The sequence below is a fragment of the Borborobacter arsenicus genome, from assembly GCF_003934165.1.
Lineage (GTDB): Bacteria > Pseudomonadota > Alphaproteobacteria > Rhizobiales > Rhizobiaceae > Pseudaminobacter > Pseudaminobacter arsenicus.
The window spans coordinates 1-21,611 of the sequence record NZ_RKST01000027.1; the positions used below are offsets into that span (position 1 = coordinate 1).

Here is a 21,611-nt window from a genome sequence, read left to right on the forward strand (position 1 = left end):
GTCGTCCATCGGCACGACCTGGGCCAGGCCGCCGCCGGCCGCACCGCCCTTCATGCCGAAGTTCGGTCCGAGCGAGGCCTCGCGGATGCAGATGATCGCCTTCCTGCCGATGCGGTTCAAGCCATCGCCCAGGCCCACCGTGGTGGTGGTCTTGCCTTCGCCGGCCGGCGTCGGGTTGATGGCGGTGACCAGGATCAGCTTGCCGTCCTTGTTCCCCTGCGCCTCTCTGATGAAGGCGGCCGAGACCTTGGCCTTGTCATGGCCATAGGGCAGCAGATGCTCCGAAGGTATCCCGATCTTCTCGCCAACCGCCTGGATCGGCTGCTTGTTCGCCGCACGCGCAATCTCAATGTCCGACTTGATCTCTGCCATCTATGTTCCCTGTTTTGGACTGGTCACGGAGTGTGGATAGAAGCGCGTTGCAAGCCGGCTTGGCCGTCCCAAAACAGGCGTGCAATGCACAAAAAGCGACAGGATGCGAGAGTCGCAAATGAAGCAGGCCGCGTCCGGATCAGCGATCCAGCACCGACCGCAGCTCGACGATGTTGGAGCGAACCTGCAACAGGTTGAAGCCCATGGTCGCGAGATGCGAGGGGAAGAAGGCGCTCGACTCGTTGCCGTTGGAGATGATCCATGGCTGCACGTCGAGCGAGGCGCGCAACTGCCCCTCCATGCGCGTCCACAGCGCCGTCAGGTTGCGCTCGGCGATGATGGCGGCGAAGTCCGAGCGGGCGGCGACAAGTATGCCGTAATAGGCGTAGAGCTGGCCATAGGCGAACCAGAAGCGGTCGTCGGCGCGCATGTCGAACCAGCCGGCGTCGGAGATTTCGATGCGCTGGCGCAATATGTCGGAGGTGGAGCCGATGTCGCCGGCGATGCGGTCGAGGAACTGCATCAGATTGTCGGCGCGCGCGTCGAAGGTGGCGCCGCATTTTTCGAGACTGGAGTTGAAGGCGCGCAGCTTGGCGATGGCCTCGCGATAGACGCTGGGCGTCGGCCGTGTCGGGCCGCGCAAGCCGATATACCAGGCGGTCTCGCTCCAGGCGAGCGCGGTGCGCGCGTCCTGCAGGTTCTGGTCGATCTGCGAGGTGCCGCGCACGCGGCCGAGCGTATCTACCAGCTCCGTCGTGGTGCGGCGCATCACCTGATTGATGCCGAGCTGGAAGGCCGCCTTGTTGTCGAAGAAGGGCGTATTGCGCCACTCGATGCCGAACAGGCCGAGCTTGGAGACCACCATGGAGGAAATCCAGGCGTTCTGGTTGACGTTGAAATCGACCAGATCGGCTGTGGTGCCGGCAATTGCCGAGGGCTTGCAGCTCTGCGCCGGCTGGCCGGTAGCGCCGGCGGCCGAGCTGACCGGGTCCCCGGCGCCGGTCGATTCGCGCGCCTGAGCCAGCTCTGCCGGATAGTCCGGATTGAAGTTGCTCCAGAACTGGGTGACGTAGAAGAAATAGCCGTACATGCCCACCAGCGTCAGCACGATGACCGCGCCGACGGCCTTCAGGATCAGCCCGCGCTGGCCATACCAGCGGCCGACCCACATGAAGGGCCACAGGATGATGCCGATGAGCAGGCCGATCAAGCGGCCGATCCATTGGAAAATCCGAGTGACGAAATTCACGATCGGATCAAGCATGGCTGGTCTTCCTCAATCGGTCAGGCCGTAGAGGCGCCGTCGCAACGCCTCCTTGTCGTTCAGATATGCGGTTTTCAGCCGCTCCACAACAAAGGATCGCCATGGCTCCGAAAGCTTCTCGTAATCCGTGTAGAAGCCCTGCTTGTTGAAGACATAGCGCGAGACGAAATCCGCCGGCACGAAATCGGAGATCAGCCGGCTGGTCAGCCAGGCGTCCGGGTGGTTCGGCTTGGCGCGCACCACCTGGAAGCGATGCTGCGGGGCGACCTCCTCCATGCGCATCTGGCCAAGCTGCCTGATCTCGCGCTTGGCCGCGTTGAGGAACGGGAAAATGCCGTCGCGATTGATCATATCGGCATGGCCGTGGATCCAGGTCTGCAGCCACACCTTGTCGGCATTGGCGATGTCGCGTTCCGGTTCAGCCTCACGGATCAGCGCCAGGATCGCCATTTCGGCGCGGTGCTCGAGATAGTCCGAGGCCTCGATCCATGAGGCGCGCGGCAGTTCGAGACGGCCGGTGGAGGCGAGGAAATGGAAGACGCGGTCGGCGTCGTGGATCGACAGGTAGCTCACCTGCCAGGGTCGCGAGCGGCGGAAACCGGGTGCGGCCGGATCGCTGATCACGGTCGTCATGTCGGGATCGACGAAGACATAGAGTCCGCCGAAATGGCTGGTCCAGAAGGCATTGTGGCGGAAGATCACCTGGTCGGGCACCAGCGCGTTCTCGCGGATGTCGCCGCAGACCTTGGCGAGTTCCACCATCTGATTGAGCATCGCGTCGTCGCGCCAGGCGTCGGGCTCCTGTTTCAGCCGGTCGACCAGCCGTCCGAGCTCGGCCGCCTTGCCCAGCACGTCTTCGGCCGACAGCACCCGGAACTCGACCTGGCTGATCGACAACAGGTCCTCGATATCCTCCACCATGGCGACCGAATCCTCGATCTCGCCATAGATCACGTCCTTGATCGTCAGCGCATCGATGGCGCGCGAATTCCTGGAAAAGAATTCGTAGAGAAGCTGCGAGGTGTTGGAAAACGCCGTATGTACCACCGGCAGTTCGGCCTGCGCCGGCGTCAGGATGACGAAGCGGCGGTTGACCTGGTTGGGATCGAGATAGTTCAGGTCGCCCAGTTCCTCGGCTACCTGCGGGGAAAACCCGCTGCGGTCGATCTCGAAGGAGGCGAGTTTCGTCTGCGTCAGGCCGAAGGCCGCCAGCGCCTTGTTATAGCGCTCGACCAGATGCGGCGCCTCGACCGCCAGCAGCCTGCCATAGATCAGCTCATTGTCGCGCAGGAGGTTCACTATTCCTTCTCCCCGTTCACGGGGAGAACCCCTCTCCGCCTTGCTACGCTCGGCACCTCTCCCCAAAGGGGCAAGGAAACGCTGCCGCAGTGCCGGCGCCTTTCCAGCTTGGGTTCCTCGCCCCTTTGGGGAGAGGTGTAGAGGGCGAAGCCCGAGACGGAGAGGGGGGCCTTCTCACGCATCCCAGGTCCCCTTGGCCTTGCGCTCCTCCATCTCCCTCGCCGCCCGCTCGCGCAGGCGGGCATCGCGGATCATCTTCTCTACCGCGGCATCGTCGGCGCGGTCGGAATAGCGGAACTCGCTGTCGGCGTAGCGGTTGATCTCCTGCATCACCATTGTCATCGAGAACGGCCCGCGCAGTTCCTCGATCATCGCCTTCTTGTCGTCATAGCCCTTGTGCATGAAGGCTTCCGGTTTCTCGAACCACTCGTCCGGCAGTTCGATATCCATCGCCCGCATCTTGATGGCGTCGGTGATGTTCTTGATCGCCCTTCCGGTCAGGCGCGGCTCGGCCTGCTTGATCATATGCAGATAGGTGCCGATATCGGCCAGCGTCTTCGGTGCGCCATTCTCTTTCATGAAGCGCTCATGGACCTGCATCAGCCCGTCTTCCTGCGGCCGGTCGTGGCCCTCATAGGCATCCGCTACGGCGCGCTTGATCTCCTGCGCGGCATAGAGATCGTGCTTGCCGAGCGGGATCTGGTGGTTCTTGCCGGCGAGCAGGGTGAAAATGTCGATATAGTCGTCGCGGCTCTGCGGCCCGTCTACCAGCCAGCGGGCGCCGGCGCGCTGGCGCAGCGCGTCGTCCACATTCTCCGGATAGTTGGAAAACATGCCGAAGGAGCAATTGCCGCGGATGACCGTCGAGGCACCCGAAAAGGCCTCCATCAGCACGCCGGTGATTTCCTGCTGCCCGGCGGATGCCCGGTCGTCGGAGCGGCGCGCCGCCACCTGGTCGATGTCGTCCACCGTGCCGAAGCCGATGGCGCGCGGGTTCAGCACATTGGTGATGAACTGCTTGCAGCTCTGGCCGGATTTGCCCTGATAGGAGGAAATCTGGTCGACGCCGAAATTCTCATAGACGAAGGGGTAGGAAGCGACCTGGCAATAATCGTTGAGCAGGCCCGCGATCATCTGGATCAGCGTGGTCTTGCCGGTGCCGGGCGAGCCGTCGCCGATGAAGGTGAACAGGAAGCCGCCAAGCTCGACGAAGGGGTTCAGTTCGCGCTCGAAATCATAGGCCATCAGCATCTTGGCGAGCTTGATCGACTGATATTTGGCGATGTGGTTGCCGACCACTTCGTTCGGCTTCTTGAAGGTCATCACCAGCGGCCGGGCCTTGCGGCCGGGGGCGACGTCGAAACCGTCCAGGGTGAAATCATCGGCGTCGAGGCGGATATGTGCGTTCTCGAAGGCGCCAAGCCCGTCGAATCGGCCTTTTCGCGTCAAAAGCCCTTCGATCGTGATGCGCGCGAAGGCGCGGGCGCGCGTCGTCAATTCCGTATCGTCCTTGACGCCTTCAAGCGCGCCGTCCAGCCCCGCAACCAGCGATTTCAGCGCATCCTGCGGCGTGTCGAACAGGAAATCCGGTTCATGGATATCGTTGGGCGGCTCGCCTTCGCCGTCGATCAGCTGCGCCAGATAGGAGGCAAGGCTGAAGGCCGAGACATAGGCCGAGGCCGACAGCAACTTCTTGAAATGGGCCGCGTCCTCGCCCTCCAGCGGGGCGCGCGTGTTTTTTGCCTGCAGGCTTTCCAATTCGCCGCTGCGGGCAAACACGTCGGCAATCGCCAGTGCCACCGCGATGCCTCTGCGCACCCGGTAGAGCAGCGTGTGCTGGGCGATGCTCATCAGCGGGTCGCCGGATCGCAGCGCAGCCACCGTCTTCGACAGTTCCACCTCGCGCGTCTTGCGCACCGAGCCGGTGGAAATGGTCGGCACGAAGCGTCGCCCGGTGCCGGCAAGGGCGGCGCCGGATTTCCCGCCTCCGTCCTCCAGCACCACGATGCGCGTGATCATGCCCTGCGCGGTCGCGTTGTGCTTTTCGATATCGGCTTCGGCGATGGTGGTCAGGCCGGTGTCCATGGAAAGCCTCCGATGCAACTGGCTGGGCGCCGAAATACCCCCTCATCCGGCCCTTCGGGCCACCTTCTCCCCGTCGGGGAGAAGAGGAAGGTTGCGGCCTTTCCGATTTCCTCTCCCGGAGAGGGTGGCCGAGCGAAGCGGAGGCCGGGTGAGGGGGCTTCACACATCCGAAATCACCCGGCCCTTGGACAAAATATGCACCTTGAAGCCGCCGAATATCTTGTCGGCCTCGCCGGCCGCATAGAGTGCCTGGTAGGCCTCATGTGGAATGAGCGCGTGTTTCTCGTAATGGCTCACGCCCTGGCGGGCGGCTTCCAGATCATCCGTATTGATGAAGAATTCTTCCGAGGAAGGCTCGCTCGACCACAGCCCGCGCCGGCCGGGTTTCTCGCCCTTGGAATAGACTTCCTGGATGGTCCAGGTCAGCAGCCAGGCATCCTGCGGCCGGCGCACTTTCGACAGCACGCCGCTGACTGTCGAATTGTGTTCGGTGATGCCGGCCGAATAGAACGGACCCAGCACCACGCGCCGCAGCTGCTTGGGATGAAGTTCGGCAAAATCCTTGTCGAGATTGGAGGCGATCGTCATTGGCGACAGCGTATAGGCCGAATTCTTCTCGGTGAAATCGTCGAAGCGATGAGCAAGCTCCGGATTGAGCAGCCCTTCCACCGGCAGCGGGATTTCCACCTTGTCGTTGAGCCTGCCGTCGCCGGTCACCAATTGGCGCACGATATCGTCAGAGGAATCCTCGACCGTCAGCATATAGACCAGCGGCAGGTTGGCGCTGCCGTCGAATGCCGCCCAATGCACCAGATAATAGGGCCGCTGCGTCTTGGGATTGACTGACACCTTGGCCGTCTGCGCCAGCAGGAAAGGTGCAAAGGTCTCGCCGCCATCGACATCCTCCAGATAAAGCCGCTCGGCCATGGAGCGCTGCAGGGCGGTCGGAAATTCCTTGTGGCGCAGGATGAAGTCGGCCATCTCGGCGCGCAGTTCCGTCGGTTTGGGAATGGTGGCCAGCCGCTCGCTGGCCGTGCGGCGGTCGTTTTCCAGCTCCAGCACATTCTGGAACACCGGAAAGCCGCTTTCGGCGCGGCCGATGCGGAAGCTCTCCATGAAGCCGAGCCGGTTGTGCCAGCAGGCAAAGGATTTTTCCAGCCGCGCGATGTATTCGGCTACGATGCCGGCAACCAGCCCATGCTTGTAGAGCGGCGAGCGGTCGTCGCGCATGAAGATTTCGAGCCCGCCGAGTGCTGCGCGGATGGCGGCGAAATAGCGCGTGGCGTCGTCGGTCGCGGCGGTCATGGTACAGCCTCATCCTCCCCCTTGTGGAGAGGGCTATCGCATTTGGGTTTCGACCCCCACTCCGGTTTGCTTTGCAAACCACCTCTCCCCCGGTCGACGGGGGAGAGGAAACGCTGTCCGCAAGGCTGGCACCCTTCCTCTCCCCTTTTGAGGGGGAGAGGTGCCGAGCGAAGCGAGGCGGAGTGGGGGTCGGTCCCGTTATATGCAACTATCCTGCCCCTGTGGGGAGGGTCGATCCGTAAGGATCGGGGTGGGTGTAAAAGTTCACTGGCCTTGTTCGGACCCCCACCCCGTCTCGCGAACCCTGCTTTGCAAGGATCGTTCGCCGACCCTCCCCACAAGGGGGAGGGTAAAAGGCCAGCTATAGCCGGCAGGGCAGAGGGGGGTGTCATGACGCGCAAGGCTATTGCCTGTCGTTCACGCCCGCACATAGGCGGAGGCGTCGTGCTTCTTCATCACGTCCTCGAAGCGGCGGGCAAAAGCGTCGTCGGCGAGCTTCTTGCGCCGCTGGATGTCGGCGGTTGCGACCATGTTCTTCTCATGCAGTTCAAGCAGGTCGCCAATATGCTTCTGCGCGGCCGCACCGATGCCCGCCATGGTTTCTTCCGCGGTGTTGTCGACCTGGCTGCCGAGCGTGTTGATGCGATGGGCCACTTCCTGCTGGGCGGCCGTCTTCAGCGAATCCTCCAGCGCCTTGTAGAGCACGATGCGCTGTTCGGTATCGATGGTCAGCTTGTTGATCAGCGTATTCTGCGCCGCGATCTGGTTGTTGAGCGAATCCACGAAGGTCTGGAACATCGAGGTGTAGCGCTCCAGCGTCTGGCTCTCGGCCAGCAGTTCCTGCTCCTTGGCCTGCGCCTCGTTATATTCGGTCGCAAGCCTGGAGCGCTCGCCTTCGAGTTCCGTGCGCTCCTTCTGGCTGGTCGAGGCGGCTATGCGGTTTTCGATGTCGAGCAGAAGCGGGTTCAGCTCCTCTATGCGCTTTTGCGTCGCCTCCAGGCTGCCCATCGTTGCCTTGCGGCGCTCGATCACCTGGGCAAGGCTGGTCTCGGAGGTCTTGTAGCGCGAATCCAGCACCTGCTTTTGCGCCTTCAATATGCCGACGATGGTGTCGGATTTCGTCAGCAACTCCTGCAGGTTTCCGGCCAGCGACATGTTGCGCACGCGGTCGGTACGCATGCGCTGCTTCCTGCGGGCCGAAAACAGGCCGATGAAGTTTTCCCAGCCCGTATAGTTCTTCATGCTCTCGAATTCGGCGCCGAAGACGTTGGTGGCGTCCTCCAGCCCGATGATCAGGTCGGCGATGTTGCCTTCCATCACCTTCTGCTGCCTGAGCACGTCCTCGATGCGGGCGTTTTCGATGTCGAAATCGGCGGCGCCGATCTTCTGGTCGGCCTGGGCGAATTTCTCCAGGAGCGCGCCGGACTGCTCGATCCTGGCGCGCATGTCCTCGGCGGCCTGCTTGGTGCGGGCAATCTCGGCATCGAAATTCTGCAGCGTCGCCATCCGGCCTCCTCCTCGTTTCTCACATCCGCTCGGACCGCCAATATAGGAGCGGCGCCTTTTCATTGAAAGACAGCGCCGTGCGCAATGCCGCTCGGTTCGTTCCTTGCGGCAGGCGTTGCCGATGCGGCGAAAATGTCGCTGAAAGAATAGTCTGCGACGTGCAAGCTTCTGCCTTACCGCTTGAAACCACAGCAAAATGATGTTTGGGTTTAGGCCCCACGCGGAAGAAAAAGCCGCAACCCGCGTCGCCAAGATTTACAATGGGAGAATTCCATGTCGCCGACCAAATCACTCGCCATATCCTTGGGTATGGCGGCCCTGATCTATTCTGGAAGCGCATTCGCCGCCGAGCCCGAAAGCTGCAAGACCGTGCGTTTCTCCGATGTCGGCTGGACCGACATCACCGCCACCACGGCAACTGCCTCGGTGATCCTGGAAGCGCTCGGCTACACGCCCGACGTGCAGGTGCTGTCGGTGCCGGTCACCTATGCCTCGCTCAAGAGCAAGGATATCGACGTCTTCCTCGGCAACTGGATGCCGACCATGGAAGCCGACATCAAGCCCTATCTGGAAGACAAGTCGGTCGAGACTATCGTCACCAATCTGGAAGGCGCCAAATATACGCTCGCCGTGCCAACCTATGTCTATGATGCGGGCCTGAAGGACTTTGCCGACATCGCCAAGTTCAAGGACAAGCTCGGCAACAAGATCTACGGCATCGAGGCCGGCAATGACGGCAACCGCCTGATCCTCGACATGATCGAGCAGGACAAGTTCGGCCTCAAGGGCTTCGAACTGGTGGAAAGCTCGGAGGCCGGCATGCTGGCGGCCGTCAGCAAGGCGGCCAATTCCAAGCAGGACGTGGTCTTCCTTGGCTGGGAGCCGCACCCGATGAACGCCAATATTGACATGAAATATCTGACCGGCGGCGACGAGGTGTTCGGGCCCAATTTCGGCGGCGCCACCGTCGCCACCAATGTGCGGGCCGGCTACACCACCGAATGCCCGAATGTCGGCGCGCTGCTGAAAAACATGGTCTTCTCGCTGCAGATGGAAAACGAGATCATGGGCGCGATCCTCAATGACAGCGCCGAGCCCAAGGCTGCCGCCACCGCCTGGCTGAAGGCCAATCCGGATGCCGTCACTCCCTGGCTTTCGGGCGTCACCACATTCGATGGCGGCGATGCGGCTGCTGCGGTAAAGTCGGCGCTCGGCCTCTGACGCGCCGGCATCTGCCATGAGCTTGAGCGGCGGCCACCCGCGAGGATCGGCCGCCGCGCTAAAATAAGATGACGTTTCCTTGAATTGGCGTCACATTCCATCTCTTTGATGGAGCATGATCTTTTCCGAAAACCAGTGCCCACTTTTCGGGATCAAGCTCCAGATCCAACATGAAGGAGGGGCTTCGTGGATCCCGTTTCGGCACTCATCGCCAGTTTCAAGATTCCGCTCGGGCGCTGGGGCAAGCAGTTCTTCGACTTCCTCACCGTCAATTTCGAGTGGTTCTTCGACAGTATCGCCAACGGCCTGACCGTCGTCCTCGACAGTCTTGTCGATGGCATATTATGGCTGCCGCCGATCGTGGTGGTGGCGCTGGTCGCCGCCCTTGCCTGGTATCTGCAGAAATCCTGGAAGCTCGCCATCGCCGTGGCGCTCGGGCTCCTCTTCATCGTCAATCAAGGCCTGTGGAAGGAAACGGTGGAGACGCTGGTGCTGGTGGTGGCCGCCACCGCCGCCTCCATGGCCATCGGCGTGCCGATCGGCATCTGGGCCGCCCATAGCGAGCGCGGCTACCGCTTCCTGCAGCCGATCCTCGACCTGATGCAGACCATGCCGACCTTCGTCTATCTGATCCCGGTGCTGATCCTGTTCGGGCTGGGCATTGCGCCCGGCCTCATTGTCACCGTCATCTTCGCCTGTCCGGCGCCCATCCGGCTCACCTATCTCGGCATCACCTCGGTGCCGACGCCGATGCTGGAGGCCGGCGAGGCCTTCGGCGCCACCAAGCGCCAGCTCCTGTGGAAGGTCGAGCTGCCCGCCGCCCTGCCGACCATCATGGCCGGCCTTACCCAGTGCATCATGCTGTGCCTGTCCATGGTGGTCATTGCCGCCCTGATCGGCGCCAACGGGCTTGGCAAGCCGGTGGTGCGGGCGCTCAACTCCGTCAATATCCCGCTCGGCCTTGAAGCCGGCCTGGCCATCGTCATCGTCGCCATCATTCTCGACCGCATGAGCCGCATCGGCACGGGAGGCGCCAAATGACCGCCGCTGTAGATTTCCGCAATGTCGACATCGTCTTCGGCAAGGCGCGCGCCGAGGCACTGGCGATGATCGACAAGGGCGCCTCGCGCGCCGAGATCCTGGAAAAGACCGGCGCCGTGCTTGGCTGCGCCGGCTGCAACCTCACGGTCAAAGAGGGCGAGATATCCGTGCTGATGGGCCTGTCGGGCTCTGGCAAGTCGACGCTGCTGCGCGCCGTCAACGGGCTAAACGAGGTCGCTCGAGGCGAGGTCATCGTGCATGACAAGGGCTGGCAGGCCGATGTCGTCACCTGCGGCGAAAACGAGCTGCGCAAGATCCGCCGCGAATGCGTGGCCATGGTGTTCCAGCAGTTCGGCCTTCTGCCCTGGCGCACGGTGGAGGAAAATGTCGGCTTCGGGCTGGAGCTTTCCGGCGTCAAGGAGGCCGAGCGCAAGGAGCGCGTTGCCACCCAGCTCAAGCTGGTCGGGCTGGAGCAATGGGCCAAGAAATACGCGCATGAGCTTTCCGGCGGCATGCAGCAGCGCGTGGGGCTGGCGCGCGCCTTCGCCACCCAGGCGCCGATCCTGCTCATGGACGAGCCGTTTTCCGCGCTCGACCCGCTGATCCGCACCAAGCTTCAGGACGAGCTTTTGCAGCTCCAGTCCAAGCTGAAGAAGACCATCATCTTCGTCAGCCACGATCTGGAGGAGGCGCTGAAGATCGGCAACACCATCACCATCATGGAGGGCGGCCACATCGTGCAGACCGGCACGCCCGAAGACATCGTGCTCAAGCCGGCCAATGACTATGTCAGCGACTTCATCGCCAATGTGAACCCGCTTTCGGTGCTGACGGCCTGGAACGTCATGCGCGACCGGCGCGACCTGGAGCCGTCGGACGAGCCCGGCTGGGTCTGGCTCGACCGGCGCCGCACCACGCGCTTCCGCCTCGACAGCGACGGGCTGGTAACGGCGGCCGAGCGCAACGGCCAGCCGGCGATCTGGGTCTCCTGCGACGAGGTCGAGACGCTGCCGCCGGATGCGCCGCGCGTCTTCTGGGCCAAGGCCGGCACCACGCTGAAGACGGTGATGCTTGCCATGAACCGCAGCCAGACGGCTCCCGTGGCGCTGTTCGATGACTCGTCGCGCTTCGTGGGAGCGATCGGGATCAGGGATGTGTTGAGCGCGGTGTTGAGGAAGTGAGGGCGCGGGCGATAGAACCCACTGCGGCACCATTGGCGAATATTGGGGTGGAAAGCGGTCAGGCAGCGGCCCGCCATTAGGCGTCGTCGGAATTGACTGCTATGAAGCTGCTGCAACGATTAGTATCGGGGGGATGGGTGAACGAGATCGCGCACTTCGCGGTGAACACGCGGCTGACACGAGTTTTAGGTGAAACGTATCGATCTAGCGAAGCGGCACTGAAGGAACTCGTCGACAATGCCTGGGACGCCGACGCCAATAATGTCTGGATCATCCTTCCCGAACCACTAACCGATGACGCCGTCATAGTCCGCGACGATGGCACGGGAATGACAGCGTCAGAGGTACGTGGCGAGTACCTAAATATAGCAAGTGACAAGAGGACTCGCACTGGCGAACGAACGAACAAGTTCAACCGGAAAGTCAAGGGACGTAAGGGGATCGGCAAGTTCGCCGGCCTTACGATCGCCAGTCGGATGGAAGTCGTCACCGTAGCGCGGCGGCGCAGATGCACGCTCCTAATCGACAAGAACGAACTGGTCGAGAACCAAAAAGACCTTGAGGCTGTGCCTCTGCCGTTCATCGAGGATGACATCAATGATGTCGACAGTGGAACGACAGTTACGTTGACCAAACTCGACAGTCGACTGAACTTTCCGACTCCAGATCGCTTGCGGGAGGTTCTCATCTACGAATATGGACGGGAGGACGCTTTCAAGGTTTTTGTCAACGGCTTGCCGCTTTCGGTGCAGGATGTACCCGGAACAACCACCCAAACAACTGCTCAACTACCGACCGTTGGGGAAGTGACCCTGAACTTCACAATCGCCGACGGGAAGCGCCTGCCGCGGTCGTCAGGAATAATCTTGAAGGTCGACGGCAAGGCGGTCGGAAAGCCGATGCTGTTCGGCCTGGACGAAGACGAGGAGATCCCGTCCAAGCTTGCGCGGCGCGTCTACGGCGAAGTCGAACTATCGGGAGTTGAGGACTTCGTCACAGCGGACTGGGGGAGCATCTTGGAGAACAGTAAGGCCTACCAAGAGGCGCGCTTATACGTTCGGACGCAGGTCAAAGCGGGGCTAAAAGAGACCCATGCCAAGGATCTCAGCCTCCAGAAGGCTCGTCTTCAGAGGCAGATCAACCACCGTCTTGCGAAGCTGCCAGAATACCGTCGCAAATATGCCGAGGAGGCCCTCAACCGAATCCTGAAGAAGTTTTATGGCGAGAGCGAGGATCGCATCACGACGATTGCCGACGTCGCGCTTGATGCCATGGAGCATGATACCTACTGGGCAGTTCTCGACCGCATCGGGAGGTTGAGCAAGGGCGATGTGGGTTCATTCGCCGAATCGCTGGAGGAGTTCGGCCTTATCGAACTCGCTACCATCGGCGCACAAGCGTCCCGCCGGCTGGAGTTTCTCAACTTCCTGGATCAGCTCGTGCAGAATCCGCAAACTCTCGAAAAGGACGCCCACAAAGCGTTCGAAACAAACCTGTGGCTTCTTGGCCGAAAATATTCGGTGATGTCCTCGAACTCCACCCTGCATAAGGTTATCGAGACCTATTGCAATACGGCGTTCAAAGGCAGCCGAGCTGCGAAGCGTCCGGACCTTCTTTTGTCCCAGGACTATGGCGACAAGTACCTGCTGATCGAGTTCAAGCGCCCGTCGCACAACATCACCCGTGATGACATATCCCAGGCAGAGAAGTATCGAGACGACTTATCGTCTCGGCTATCGTCGACTGCCACCATGGACATCGTGATGGTCGGCAAGGGGCGTGCCGTGACACTCGACACCCGCAATCTGCTCGATTCGATATCGCTGCACTCGTATGCTAGCATCATTTCGTCCGCACGCACGGAGCTGGACTGGCTGGTCGCTTCGCTGTCCAAGCCATAAGACTTAGCCTGCGGATGAACGATTGACCGCATATCCTGTTCACCGCCAATGGTTTCCGGTCGGCAAACAGAGCCGATGGTGCGGCAAGTCGATTCGCCCCGAACGGTGGCGTCCAGAGGGCCGCATAGCTAGGAACGACCGAGATGCGGTCGGATCGAGACGTTCCCTTGTAGAAAATATTCGCCTGTTTCTTTGCGCGAATCGTTGCTCAATTCTGCAATTCCCAAAATTCTATCCACCCCCTTCTGCCCTCTCCCATAATCGTCGCACTGCCCTTGCGGGAACCGGGTCTAGAACCGGGATCAGGAAGGGCGGCGGTGACCCTCCCCCATGGCGTGGTACCCATGGGCACGCAGGGGCCCGAGACAGGCCGGCGGGCCTGGGGTTGAGCGCAAATGCCCGGCCCGCAGGCTTGCAGAGAAACCGCGGCGTTCTTCGCCCATGAAAAATGGGGGATTTGAGCGCTGTGACCGGTCGACTTCGGGACAGGCACCGGCGGGGCGCGAAGGTCGCGCCACGTATTTACTATACGGAAGGCACGGCCCAGCGCCCCGCTTCCCGGCTCTTTGACAATGGCCAGACGCAATTTGCGGGCGTGGCAACGGAAAACTGTGGCTAAAACCTTACAGGACTTGGGTTCCTCGCCCCCGCAACGCGGGGGAGAGGTGGTTTGCGCAGCAAACCGGAGAGGGGGCATCAGTGCCGGATGCACAATGGAGACGTAAGAGGATTGCCCTCCTTCAAAAGTACCCCCTCTCCGCCTCGCTGTGCTCGGCACCTCTCCCCAGAGGGGCGAGGAACCCAGGTTCTGCAAAGGACGCGCTTTCGCTACCGCCCCTCGCGATACCACATGGCGCCCAGCGCCAGCAGAAGCAGGCCGAGGCCGAAGAAGCCGCCGAACATCGGCACGCGGCTCACCGATTTCAGCGTGCTGTCATTGGTGGTGCGAAGCCCGATCCAGTCGCGCCCCGAGGCGTCGCCGCCGGCGCGCACCGGCACCACGGCCGGCAGGTTGAGGCTGCCGGTCAGCCCGCCAAGCCCCCCTGCCGCCAGCCGGCGCACGCTGCCGCCGGTCGCATCGGTCGCGGGTCGCACGACATTTTCGGTCGAGACGACATCGGCGAATTCCGGCGCGTTGATCGGGCCGATATGGGCAAGGGCGGTCAGATCGCCATTGGCGACCTGGTAGAGGCCTATCTCGTTCACCTCGGCGCTGCCGGTGAAGATGCCGGGCTCGCCTTGGGCAAGCGGCACGGTCAGCGCCTTGCCAGAAGGCGTGATCACTTGTGCCGCACCCGGGTCGTCGCTCATGGTCTGGCGGCGCACGTCCAGCACCATGCCGCGGCCGCTCGCCGTCAGCCGCTCCTCCTCAAGCTCCGGCTCCTTCATCAGCCAGTGGGCGATACGGCGGTAGAGCGAGACATGCGGGCCGCCGCCCTCGAAGCCGCGCGCCCACAGCCAGCCCTGGTCGGACAGGAACATGCCGACGCGGCCTTCGCCCTTGCGGTCGAGCAGCAGCAGCGGCCGGTCGTCGGCGCCCTTCATCACCACCTCGCCCTCGGGCCTATCGATGCCGATCAGCCGGAACCAGCGGCTCCAATGCGGCGGCTCGGTGGCCGATCCCTCCAGCCCGCGCGTCACCGGGTGGCGCTTGCCGATGTCGGTCAGCCGCGGATAGAAGGCCTGGTCGATCACCTCGCCGCTGGGCAAAGCGGGCAGGGCGGCCATCAGCGGCGTGCGCGCGATCGACTGGTCGCCGGCATATTCGGGGCCAGCTGCAATCAGCAGCGCGCCGCCCTTTTCCACATATTCGGCGATGTAGTCGTAATAGAGGATCGGCAGCACGTCGCGATGCTGGTAGCGGTCGAAGATGATCAGGTCGAAATCATTGATCTTCTCGACGAACAGCTCGCGGGTCGGGAAGGCGATGAGCGACAATTCGTTGATCGGCGTGCCGTCCTGCTTTTCGGGCGGGCGCAGGATGGTGAAATGCACCAGATCGACCGAGGCGTCGGATTTCAACAGGTTGCGCCAGGTGCGCTCGCCGGCATGCGGCTCGCCGGAGACCAGAAGCACGCGCAAATTCTCGCGGATGCCGTCGATCAGCGCGATAGCCCGGTTGTTGGTGTCGGTCAGTTCGCCCTCGGCGCGGGGGATGGCGAGTTCCACGATGTTGCGGCCGGCGCTGGGAACGGTGATCTCCAGCGGCATCTCGCGCCCGATCGTCGCCCGCTCCACCGCGACCTGCTCGCCATTGACCGAGACGCGCACATCGACCTCGCCGCTTTCGCCGGTCGAGCTGATGACGCGGTAGGTCAAGTCGAGCGGCTTGCCGACGATGCCGAAGCGCGGCGCCTTTTCGAAGCGGATGCGGCGGTCGCGCTCGCCTTCCTCGCCGGTGATCAGCGCATGCAGCGGCGCGTGGAAGTTGGGCGCGCCCGCCGGCACGTCATGCACCTGCCCGTCGGTGATCATGATCGCCCCGCCGATGCGCGAGGGCGGCACGTCGCGAAACGCGCTGTCGAGCGCGCCGAACAGCCTTGTCTGCGTGCGCTCGTCGGCGGCATCGGCCTTGCCGGCCTCCACCACGCGCACCTCGAACTGCTTGAGGCGGGCAAGCCGTTCCTGCACCCCGGCAAGCGCCCGGTCGGTCTCGGCGGTGCGCTCGCCTATGTCCTGGCTCTGGCTGCGGTCGACGATCAGCGCCACCACGCTTTGCAGCGGCTCGCGCTCCTCGTCGAGCAGCACCGGGTTGATGAGGGCAGCGGCAAGCGCCAAAAGGGCAAGCGCGCGCAGCACCGCACCGCGCTGGCGAAACCACAGGCCGATGAGCGCCAGCAGCGCAAGCGGCACAAGCACGGCGGCAAGCAGCGGCCATGACAGGAGCGGTTCGAAGGCGAGCGACCAGTTCATGCTACTGCCCCAGCCGCTCAAGCAGGATCGGCACGTGGACCTGATCGGATTTGTAGTTGCCGGTCAGCATATACATGACGATGTTGACGCCGGCGCGATAGGCATAGACGCGCTGCATGAAGTCGGAGGGCACCGTCGGCAGCATCGGCGCGCCGCTCGCGTCGATCGCCCATGCACCGGCGAAATCATTGGCGGTGATCATGATCGGCGACACGCCGTCGCCGGTGCGCACCGGGCGGTTGTCGACATTGCTGGCATCGAGCGAGGCTTCGATCCAGAGCGGACCGCCGCTGAAGCGCCCTGGAAATTCCGGCAGGATGAAGAAGGACTTGGTCAGCACATGGTCCTCGGGCACCGGCTCCAGCGGCGGCACGTTGAGGTGGTCGAGGATGTCGCGCAGCCGCTGCGTGGCCGGGCTCGCCGAACCGGCATCGATGCCGGTGGCATATTGGTCGCGGGTATCGAACAACACGGTGCCGCCCTGCTGCATATAGGCGTCGATGCGGGCGATGGCGTCTTCGGACGGCATCGCGGCGTTGGGGTCGATCGGCCAATAGATGATGGGATAGAAGGCGAGTTCGTCGCGGGCGATGTCGACGCCGGCGGGCAGGCCGGGTTCGAGCGCCGTCTTCTCGATCAGGAAGCGCGACAGGCCGTCGAGCCCGGCGCGGCTGATCGCATCGACGGAAGGATTGCCGGTCAGCACATAGGCGAGGCGGGTGGTGGCGATCGCCTCGATCGCCTCGGCGTCGCCCGGCCTGGAATCCTGCGCCTGTGCAGTGGATGAAAATGCGGTGAGGGCGATACCGGCCGCCAGCAGCACGATTGCCGCCGTGCCTGCACCATGCGCGAGGCCGCGCCGCCGCCTTGCGAACATCCCGCCCATCCAGAACACCGCCAGCGTGTCGAGCAGCATCAAGAGCAGGGCAGCGGCCACCAATGGCCCCTTCAGGTCGCGCGATTCGTCGAAGGCGTAGCGCATTTCGGTGACCGGGGCAGGAATTTGAGGCCGCGCCAGCGGCGCAAGCGTGGCATCCGCGCCAAGCAGATTGTGGGCGAACACGCCTTCCTCGGTGCCGTAAAGGCCAGGCGGGTTTTCGATGGTGACGGGAACGGGCCCCTGGCCGCTGGTCAATGGCCTTGCATCGGGTGTCGGCGGCTCCAGCGCGCCATTGGCTGCGATCATGCGGTAGGGCGCAAGGGTCGCCACCCTGCCGTCGGCGCCGGCGGCGGCAGTGCCCTGGTTGCGCGACAGCTGCACCAGCCGGCGCAGCATTTCCACGAAGCTGCCGGAGATCGGCAGGTTCGACCAGGTCGCTTCAGGTGTGATGTGGAACAGCGCCACCGTGCCCTTTTCGCGCCTGGCGCCGGTCACCAGCGGCGTGCCGTCGGCAAGATTGGCCCAGGTCCGGTCGACGATGTCGGCGGTGGGCTCGGCCAGGATCTGCCGGCTCACGGTCACTTCGCTCGGCGGCGCGAGATCGGCGAAAGGCCCGGTGGAGGGAAATTCGGTGACCGGCTGCGGCTCGGTCCAGGAGAGCGCGCCGCCCAGCGAGCGCTCTCCGGTGCGCAGGCGCACCGGCAGCAGTTCCTCGTCATTGCCGGCGGCAGCCAGCCGCGGCCCGGCAAAGCGGACCAGCGTGCCGCCATTGTCGACCCATTCGATCAGTTGCCTGCGCGCCGTATCGGGAATGTTGCCGACATCGGCCATGACGATCATTGCTGGCTTTTGCGCCAGAAGCTGCGGAATGGCATCGGCGAGATCGGCGTTTGAGGGCTCGACAAGGTCGGCGAAGGGCTCGAGCGCGCGGAGGATATAATAGAGCGGCGACAAGAGCGGCTGCGCCTGGTCGGCTTCGGCCTGCGAGAGGAGGCCGACCCGGCGGCGCTTGGAATTTTCATCGAGTACGCGCACGGCGCCGGCATGGCTCTCGCCGTCGATCGAGATCGAGGCGAAATCATTGCGCAGTTCGAACGGCACCTGCATGCGGCCGGTCGCCGTTTCCTTGCCGGCGGCGAAGGTCAGAGTTGCATCGGCAATGCGGCGGCCCTTGTCGTCGAATGCCCCGGCGGTGGCCTGGCGCGGAGCGGCATTGCCGCCTGGCCGGATCGCGGTGATCTCGAAGCCTTCGAGCTGGTTTTCGGCGGCACTCAGGCCGATCGTGGCGAGGCGCTCGGGCACCGCCCATATCACCTGCGCCGGTGCTTTGCCGAACAGGGTTTCGAATGCCGCCTCGTCACCCTGAGCCGCAAGACCGTCCGCCAGCACGGCAACGCTGGCGCCGGGCAGCGTGTCGAGTGCTGCCGCGACTCGTGCGTAGATGGCGGGCCGATCGGTCGGAACCGGGCGTGGCTGGGTGGCCCGCAGCCGGTCGCGCGCAGCCTGGGCGTCAAAGGGGCCGATCTCGGCATTGGGCTTTTCAGCGGTGAAGGCCAGCAGCACCGGCGTGCCGGTGGCACCCGCATCGGTGATCAGCCGTTCAGCGGTGGCGACGCGGCGGTCCCAGTCGGGCGCGCTCGCCCAGCCATTGTCGATGACAAGCGCCAATGCATCGCCGGCGGCCGGCAATCTTTCGCGCGGATTGAATACCGGTTCGGCAAGCGCAAGCACGATCAGGGCAGCCATCAGCAGCCGCAGCAGCGTCAGCCACCATGGGCTCTGGTGTGGTGTCTCTTCGCGCTTCAGGACCCGCGCGAGGATTTTCAGTGGGGGAAACACTTCCATTTGCGGCTTCGGCGGGGTGAGCCGCAGCAGCCACCAGATCACCGGCAGAGCCAGCAGCCCCCACAAAATGGCGGGGAATCCGAAGGAAAGAGCCAGCCAGTTCATGCCCGGACCCCGGCGGCGTATCCGCCGCCATCGGCGGTCAGGGCCATATGCACTCGCACCAGCGCCTCGGAGGCGAGGCGGTCGGTGTGGTTGACGGTGTAGCTCCAGCCCAGGCGCTTGCACCATGAGGCAAGTTCGTGGCGTCGCGCCAGATAGAGAAGGCGGTAATCCTCGCTCAGCATCTCAGCGCGGCCCGAGGTCAATTTCTCGCCGGTCTCCGGATCGGTGAATTCGGTGCGGCCGCTATAGGGGAATGTCTCCTCGGCCGGGTCGGAGACCTCGATCAGATGCGCCCGCACGCCATGGCGGGCAAGCGCGTCGAGCCAGCCTTGCGTTTCCTCGACAGGATCGAGGAAATCGCTGACGAGGATGATGTCGGAGAAGCGCCGGATCTGCGTCAGGTCGGGCCGGGCTGGAATTTCCGTTGCCTGCGACAGATGCGCGGCCAGCCGCTCGGCGCCGTTTCGCGCGGTGAAAGGATCGGTGAGTTCCGGCCATGCGATGCGCTCGCCGCTGCGCGACAGCAATTCGGCGAGAGCGAGGATGAGCACCAGCGCGCGGGATTCTTTCGAAACCTTGGCAGTGCCGGATTTGTAGAGCATGGAAGCCGACGGGTCCGCCCAAAGCCAGACGGTATGTGCGGCCTCCCATTCGCGGTCACGCACATAGGTGTGGTCGTCGCGTGCCGAGCGGCGCCAGTCGATGCGGGCAATGGCCTCGCCCTCGACATAGGGCCGGAACTGCCAGAAATTCTCGCCGATTCCGCGCTTGCGCCGCCCATGCCAGCCGCCGATGACGGTGTTGACGACACGGCGGGCCTCGATCAGCAGGTCCGGCACGAAGGAGGCGCGTTGCCTTGCACGGGCAAGGGCGTTGCTTGTCCCGACCGGAGCAGACGCCTCTCCGATACGCGCCATCAGATGCCTTTCACCAGCCGCCCCACCACATTGCGGACGCTCATGCCCTCGGCGCGGGCGGCAAAAGTCAGCGCCATGCGGTGCTGGAGCACCGGTTCGGCAAGCGCCTTGACGTCATCGATCGAGGGCGCCAGCCGCCCGTCGTAAAGCGCACGCGCGCGGGCACAGAGCGTCAATGCCTGGCTGGCGCGGGGGCCGGGGCCCCAGGCGACATGCTTGTCGGTCTCGACATCGCCCTGGCCGGGACGTGCGGAGCGGACCAGCTTCAGGATCGCCTCGACCACGCTTTCGGGCACCGGCATGCGGCGGATGAGCTGCTGGATTTCCTGGAGCCGCGTTGCGGTAAGGACATTGACGGCGCTGGCATCTTCCACGCCGGTCGTCTCCAGCAGGATGCGTCGCTCGGCCTCGATGTCGGGGTAAAGGATGTCGATCTGCATCAGGAAGCGGTCGAGCTGGGCTTCGGGCAGCGGATAGGTGCCTTCCTGCTCGAGCGGGTTCTGGGTTGCCAGCACATGGAAGGGGGCCGGCAAGTCATGGCGCATGCCCGCGACCGTGACATGATATTCCTGCATCGACTGCAACAGGGCCGACTGCGTGCGCGGACTGGCGCGGTTGATCTCGTCTGCCATCAGCAGCTGGGCGAAAATCGGACCCGGAATGAAGCGGAAGGAGCGCTTGCCGGCCTTGTCCTGTTCCATCACCTCGGAACCGAGAATGTCGGAGGGCATAAGGTCGGGCGTGAACTGGATGCGGCGCGAATCAAGGCCGAGCACGATGCCCAGCGTTTCCACAAGCTTGGTCTTGGCCAGGCCCGGAACGCCGACCAGAAGTGCGTGGCCGCCGGCAAGCAGCGCCACCAGCGCGCGCTCTACGACGCTTTCCTGGCCGAAAATGACGCGGCCCACACCCTCGCGGATCCTGGAGATGTCGGCCAGAGCCTTTTCGGCCAAGGCTACCATCTCCCTTTCGTCTATCGCCGCTTCCTTGATGATTGCGCTCATGCCGCTTCGATCCTCACTGTCCGGAACGTCGGCCGGCAACGTTCCTTGCCGTCATTACCATCTTTGCCACGCTGATGAATGAACTTAAATCACCCAATATGGCTGACAAGCGCAACAACAGTGACTATTTCGTGACCATGGACAATCAGGGTGATACTTCGAAAGAGAGCCTGGTCGGCGCCCCAGACACTGGCGGCTTGCAGGCTCTGATCTCCCGGGCGACGCGCGCCGGCAAGGGCCTGCCGCCGGTCGAACGCTGGAATCCCAAGTTTTGCGGCGATCTCGACATGGAGATCCGGCCGGATGGCACCTGGTTCTATCTCGGCACGCCGATCGGCCGCATGCCGCTGGTGCAGCTTTTCTCCACCGTGCTGCGCAAGGACGCGGACGGCAAGACCTATCTGGTGACGCCGGTGGAGAAGGTCGGCATCCGCGTTGTCGATGCGCCATTCGTGGCAGTGGAGATGGATGTAAGCGGTGTGGGGGACGGGCAGCGCATCACCTTCAGGACAAATGTCGGTGATGTCGTGGAGGCCGGCCCGGACCATCCGATGCGCTTCGTCGACGAGGATGAAACCGGCGGATTGAAGCCCTATGTGCTGGTGCGCGGGCGGCTGGAGGCGCTGGTCGCGCGACCGGTGATGTATGAACTGGTCGAATATGGCGAAGAGATCGAGATCGACGGTGAATTGATGTTTGCGGTGCGCTCACATGGGCAAATCTATCCGATCATGCCGGCCGAAAAGCTCAAGCGACTGGCAAACGGGTGAAC

15 protein-coding genes are annotated in these 21,611 nt (G+C 63.4%); 5 read left to right on the forward strand and 10 right to left on the reverse strand.

Going from position 1 to position 21,611, the window contains the following annotated elements; genetic code table 11:
• The 6 genes from EET67_RS21305 to EET67_RS21330 all read right to left on the reverse strand — a co-directional run.
• A partial coding sequence (locus EET67_RS21305; protein WP_128628236.1) for a formate--tetrahydrofolate ligase occupies positions 1–372 on the reverse strand: 372 nt, incomplete at its 3' end.
• 139 nt (positions 373–511) lie between these two features.
• Positions 512–1,636, reverse strand: a complete 1,125-nt coding sequence (locus tag EET67_RS21310; protein ID WP_128628237.1) for a DUF2333 family protein — start codon at positions 1,634–1,636, stop codon at positions 512–514.
• A gap of 12 nt (positions 1,637–1,648) precedes the next feature.
• Positions 1,649–2,935 (reverse strand): DUF6638 family protein, encoded by a 1,287-nt coding sequence (locus EET67_RS21315; protein ID WP_165899992.1) that lies wholly within the window; start codon positions 2,933–2,935, stop codon positions 1,649–1,651.
• A 174-nt stretch (positions 2,936–3,109) separates the two neighbouring features.
• On the reverse strand, positions 3,110–5,020 hold the full coding sequence (locus EET67_RS21320) for an AAA family ATPase (protein ID WP_128628238.1): 1,911 nt from the start codon (positions 5,018–5,020) through the stop codon (positions 3,110–3,112).
• A 159-nt stretch (positions 5,021–5,179) separates the two neighbouring features.
• Positions 5,180–6,325 (reverse strand): hypothetical protein, encoded by a 1,146-nt coding sequence (locus EET67_RS21325; RefSeq protein ID WP_128628239.1) that lies wholly within the window; start codon positions 6,323–6,325, stop codon positions 5,180–5,182.
• Between the two features lie 417 nt (positions 6,326–6,742).
• Complete coding sequence (locus tag EET67_RS21330) at positions 6,743–7,831, reverse strand: coiled-coil domain-containing protein (protein WP_128628240.1); 1,089 nt, start codon at positions 7,829–7,831, stop codon at positions 6,743–6,745.
• 273 nt (positions 7,832–8,104) lie between these two features.
• Between EET67_RS21330 and EET67_RS21335 the strand changes: the two genes are divergently transcribed.
• The 4 genes from EET67_RS21335 (at position 8,105) to EET67_RS21350 (ending at position 13,175) form a co-directional block, all read left to right on the forward strand.
• Positions 8,105–9,052 (forward strand): choline ABC transporter substrate-binding protein, encoded by a 948-nt coding sequence (locus tag EET67_RS21335; protein ID WP_128628241.1) that lies wholly within the window; start codon positions 8,105–8,107, stop codon positions 9,050–9,052.
• A gap of 186 nt (positions 9,053–9,238) precedes the next feature.
• Positions 9,239–10,093: a choline ABC transporter permease subunit gene (gene choW / locus EET67_RS21340; protein WP_128628242.1), complete on the forward strand. Its 855-nt coding sequence runs from the start codon at positions 9,239–9,241 to the stop codon at positions 10,091–10,093.
• Positions 10,090–11,274: a choline ABC transporter ATP-binding protein gene (gene choV / locus EET67_RS21345; protein ID WP_128628243.1), complete on the forward strand. Its 1,185-nt coding sequence runs from the start codon at positions 10,090–10,092 to the stop codon at positions 11,272–11,274. The genes choW and choV overlap by 4 nt, the downstream gene beginning before the upstream one ends.
• 101 nt (positions 11,275–11,375) lie before the next feature.
• A complete protein-coding gene (locus EET67_RS21350) occupies positions 11,376–13,175 on the forward strand; it encodes an ATP-binding protein (RefSeq protein WP_128628244.1) in 1,800 nt (599 codons plus the stop codon).
• A gap of 828 nt (positions 13,176–14,003) precedes the next feature.
• On the opposite strand, the gene EET67_RS21355 is transcribed toward EET67_RS21350, so the two are convergent.
• Genes EET67_RS21355 through EET67_RS21370 form a run of 4 tightly spaced genes read right to left on the reverse strand, consistent with a single transcriptional unit; the run spans position 14,004 to position 20,839 of the window.
• Complete coding sequence (locus EET67_RS21355) at positions 14,004–16,088, reverse strand: hypothetical protein (protein WP_128628245.1); 2,085 nt, start codon at positions 16,086–16,088, stop codon at positions 14,004–14,006.
• 1 nt (position 16,089) lies between these two features.
• Positions 16,090–18,918 (reverse strand): DUF4159 domain-containing protein, encoded by a 2,829-nt coding sequence (locus EET67_RS21360; RefSeq protein ID WP_128628246.1) that lies wholly within the window; start codon positions 18,916–18,918, stop codon positions 16,090–16,092.
• Positions 18,915–19,835, reverse strand: a complete 921-nt coding sequence (locus tag EET67_RS21365) for a DUF58 domain-containing protein (RefSeq protein WP_128628247.1) — start codon at positions 19,833–19,835, stop codon at positions 18,915–18,917. Before EET67_RS21365 ends, EET67_RS21360 begins: the two co-directional genes overlap by 4 nt.
• On the reverse strand, positions 19,835–20,839 hold the full coding sequence (locus tag EET67_RS21370) for an AAA family ATPase (protein ID WP_128628248.1): 1,005 nt from the start codon (positions 20,837–20,839) through the stop codon (positions 19,835–19,837). The genes EET67_RS21365 and EET67_RS21370 overlap by 1 nt, the downstream gene beginning before the upstream one ends.
• Positions 20,840–20,976: 137 nt before the next feature.
• Here EET67_RS21370 and EET67_RS21375 point away from each other — a divergent pair, with 137 nt between their 5' ends.
• Positions 20,977–21,609, forward strand: coding sequence for a DUF1285 domain-containing protein (locus EET67_RS21375; protein ID WP_128628310.1), 633 nt, complete (start codon positions 20,977–20,979; stop codon positions 21,607–21,609).
• The last annotated feature ends 2 nt before the right edge of the window (positions 21,610–21,611 follow it).

What these genes read in the sequence shown, in the direction of transcription:
- EET67_RS21350 (WP_128628244.1), top strand. Translation starts at nt 11,376, where the DNA reads ATGAAGCTGCTGCAACGATTAGTATCGGGGGGATGGGTGAACGAGATC.
- EET67_RS21310 (WP_128628237.1), bottom strand. Translation starts at nt 1,636, where the DNA reads ATGCTTGATCCGATCGTGAATTTCGTCACTCGGATTTTCCAATGGATC.
- EET67_RS21335 (WP_128628241.1), top strand. Translation starts at nt 8,105, where the DNA reads ATGTCGCCGACCAAATCACTCGCCATATCCTTGGGTATGGCGGCCCTG.
- EET67_RS21355 (WP_128628245.1), bottom strand. Translation starts at nt 16,088, where the DNA reads ATGAACTGGTCGCTCGCCTTCGAACCGCTCCTGTCATGGCCGCTGCTT.
- EET67_RS21370 (WP_128628248.1), bottom strand. Translation starts at nt 20,839, where the DNA reads ATGAGCGCAATCATCAAGGAAGCGGCGATAGACGAAAGGGAGATGGTA.
- EET67_RS21325 (WP_128628239.1), bottom strand. Translation starts at nt 6,325, where the DNA reads ATGACCGCCGCGACCGACGACGCCACGCGCTATTTCGCCGCCATCCGC.
- EET67_RS21375 (WP_128628310.1), top strand. Translation starts at nt 20,977, where the DNA reads ATGGACAATCAGGGTGATACTTCGAAAGAGAGCCTGGTCGGCGCCCCA.
- EET67_RS21330 (WP_128628240.1), bottom strand. Translation starts at nt 7,831, where the DNA reads ATGGCGACGCTGCAGAATTTCGATGCCGAGATTGCCCGCACCAAGCAG.
- EET67_RS21360 (WP_128628246.1), bottom strand. Translation starts at nt 18,918, where the DNA reads ATGAACTGGCTGGCTCTTTCCTTCGGATTCCCCGCCATTTTGTGGGGG.
- choV (WP_128628243.1), top strand. Translation starts at nt 10,090, where the DNA reads ATGACCGCCGCTGTAGATTTCCGCAATGTCGACATCGTCTTCGGCAAG.
- EET67_RS21320 (WP_128628238.1), bottom strand. Translation starts at nt 5,020, where the DNA reads ATGGACACCGGCCTGACCACCATCGCCGAAGCCGATATCGAAAAGCAC.
- EET67_RS21365 (WP_128628247.1), bottom strand. Translation starts at nt 19,835, where the DNA reads ATGGCGCGTATCGGAGAGGCGTCTGCTCCGGTCGGGACAAGCAACGCC.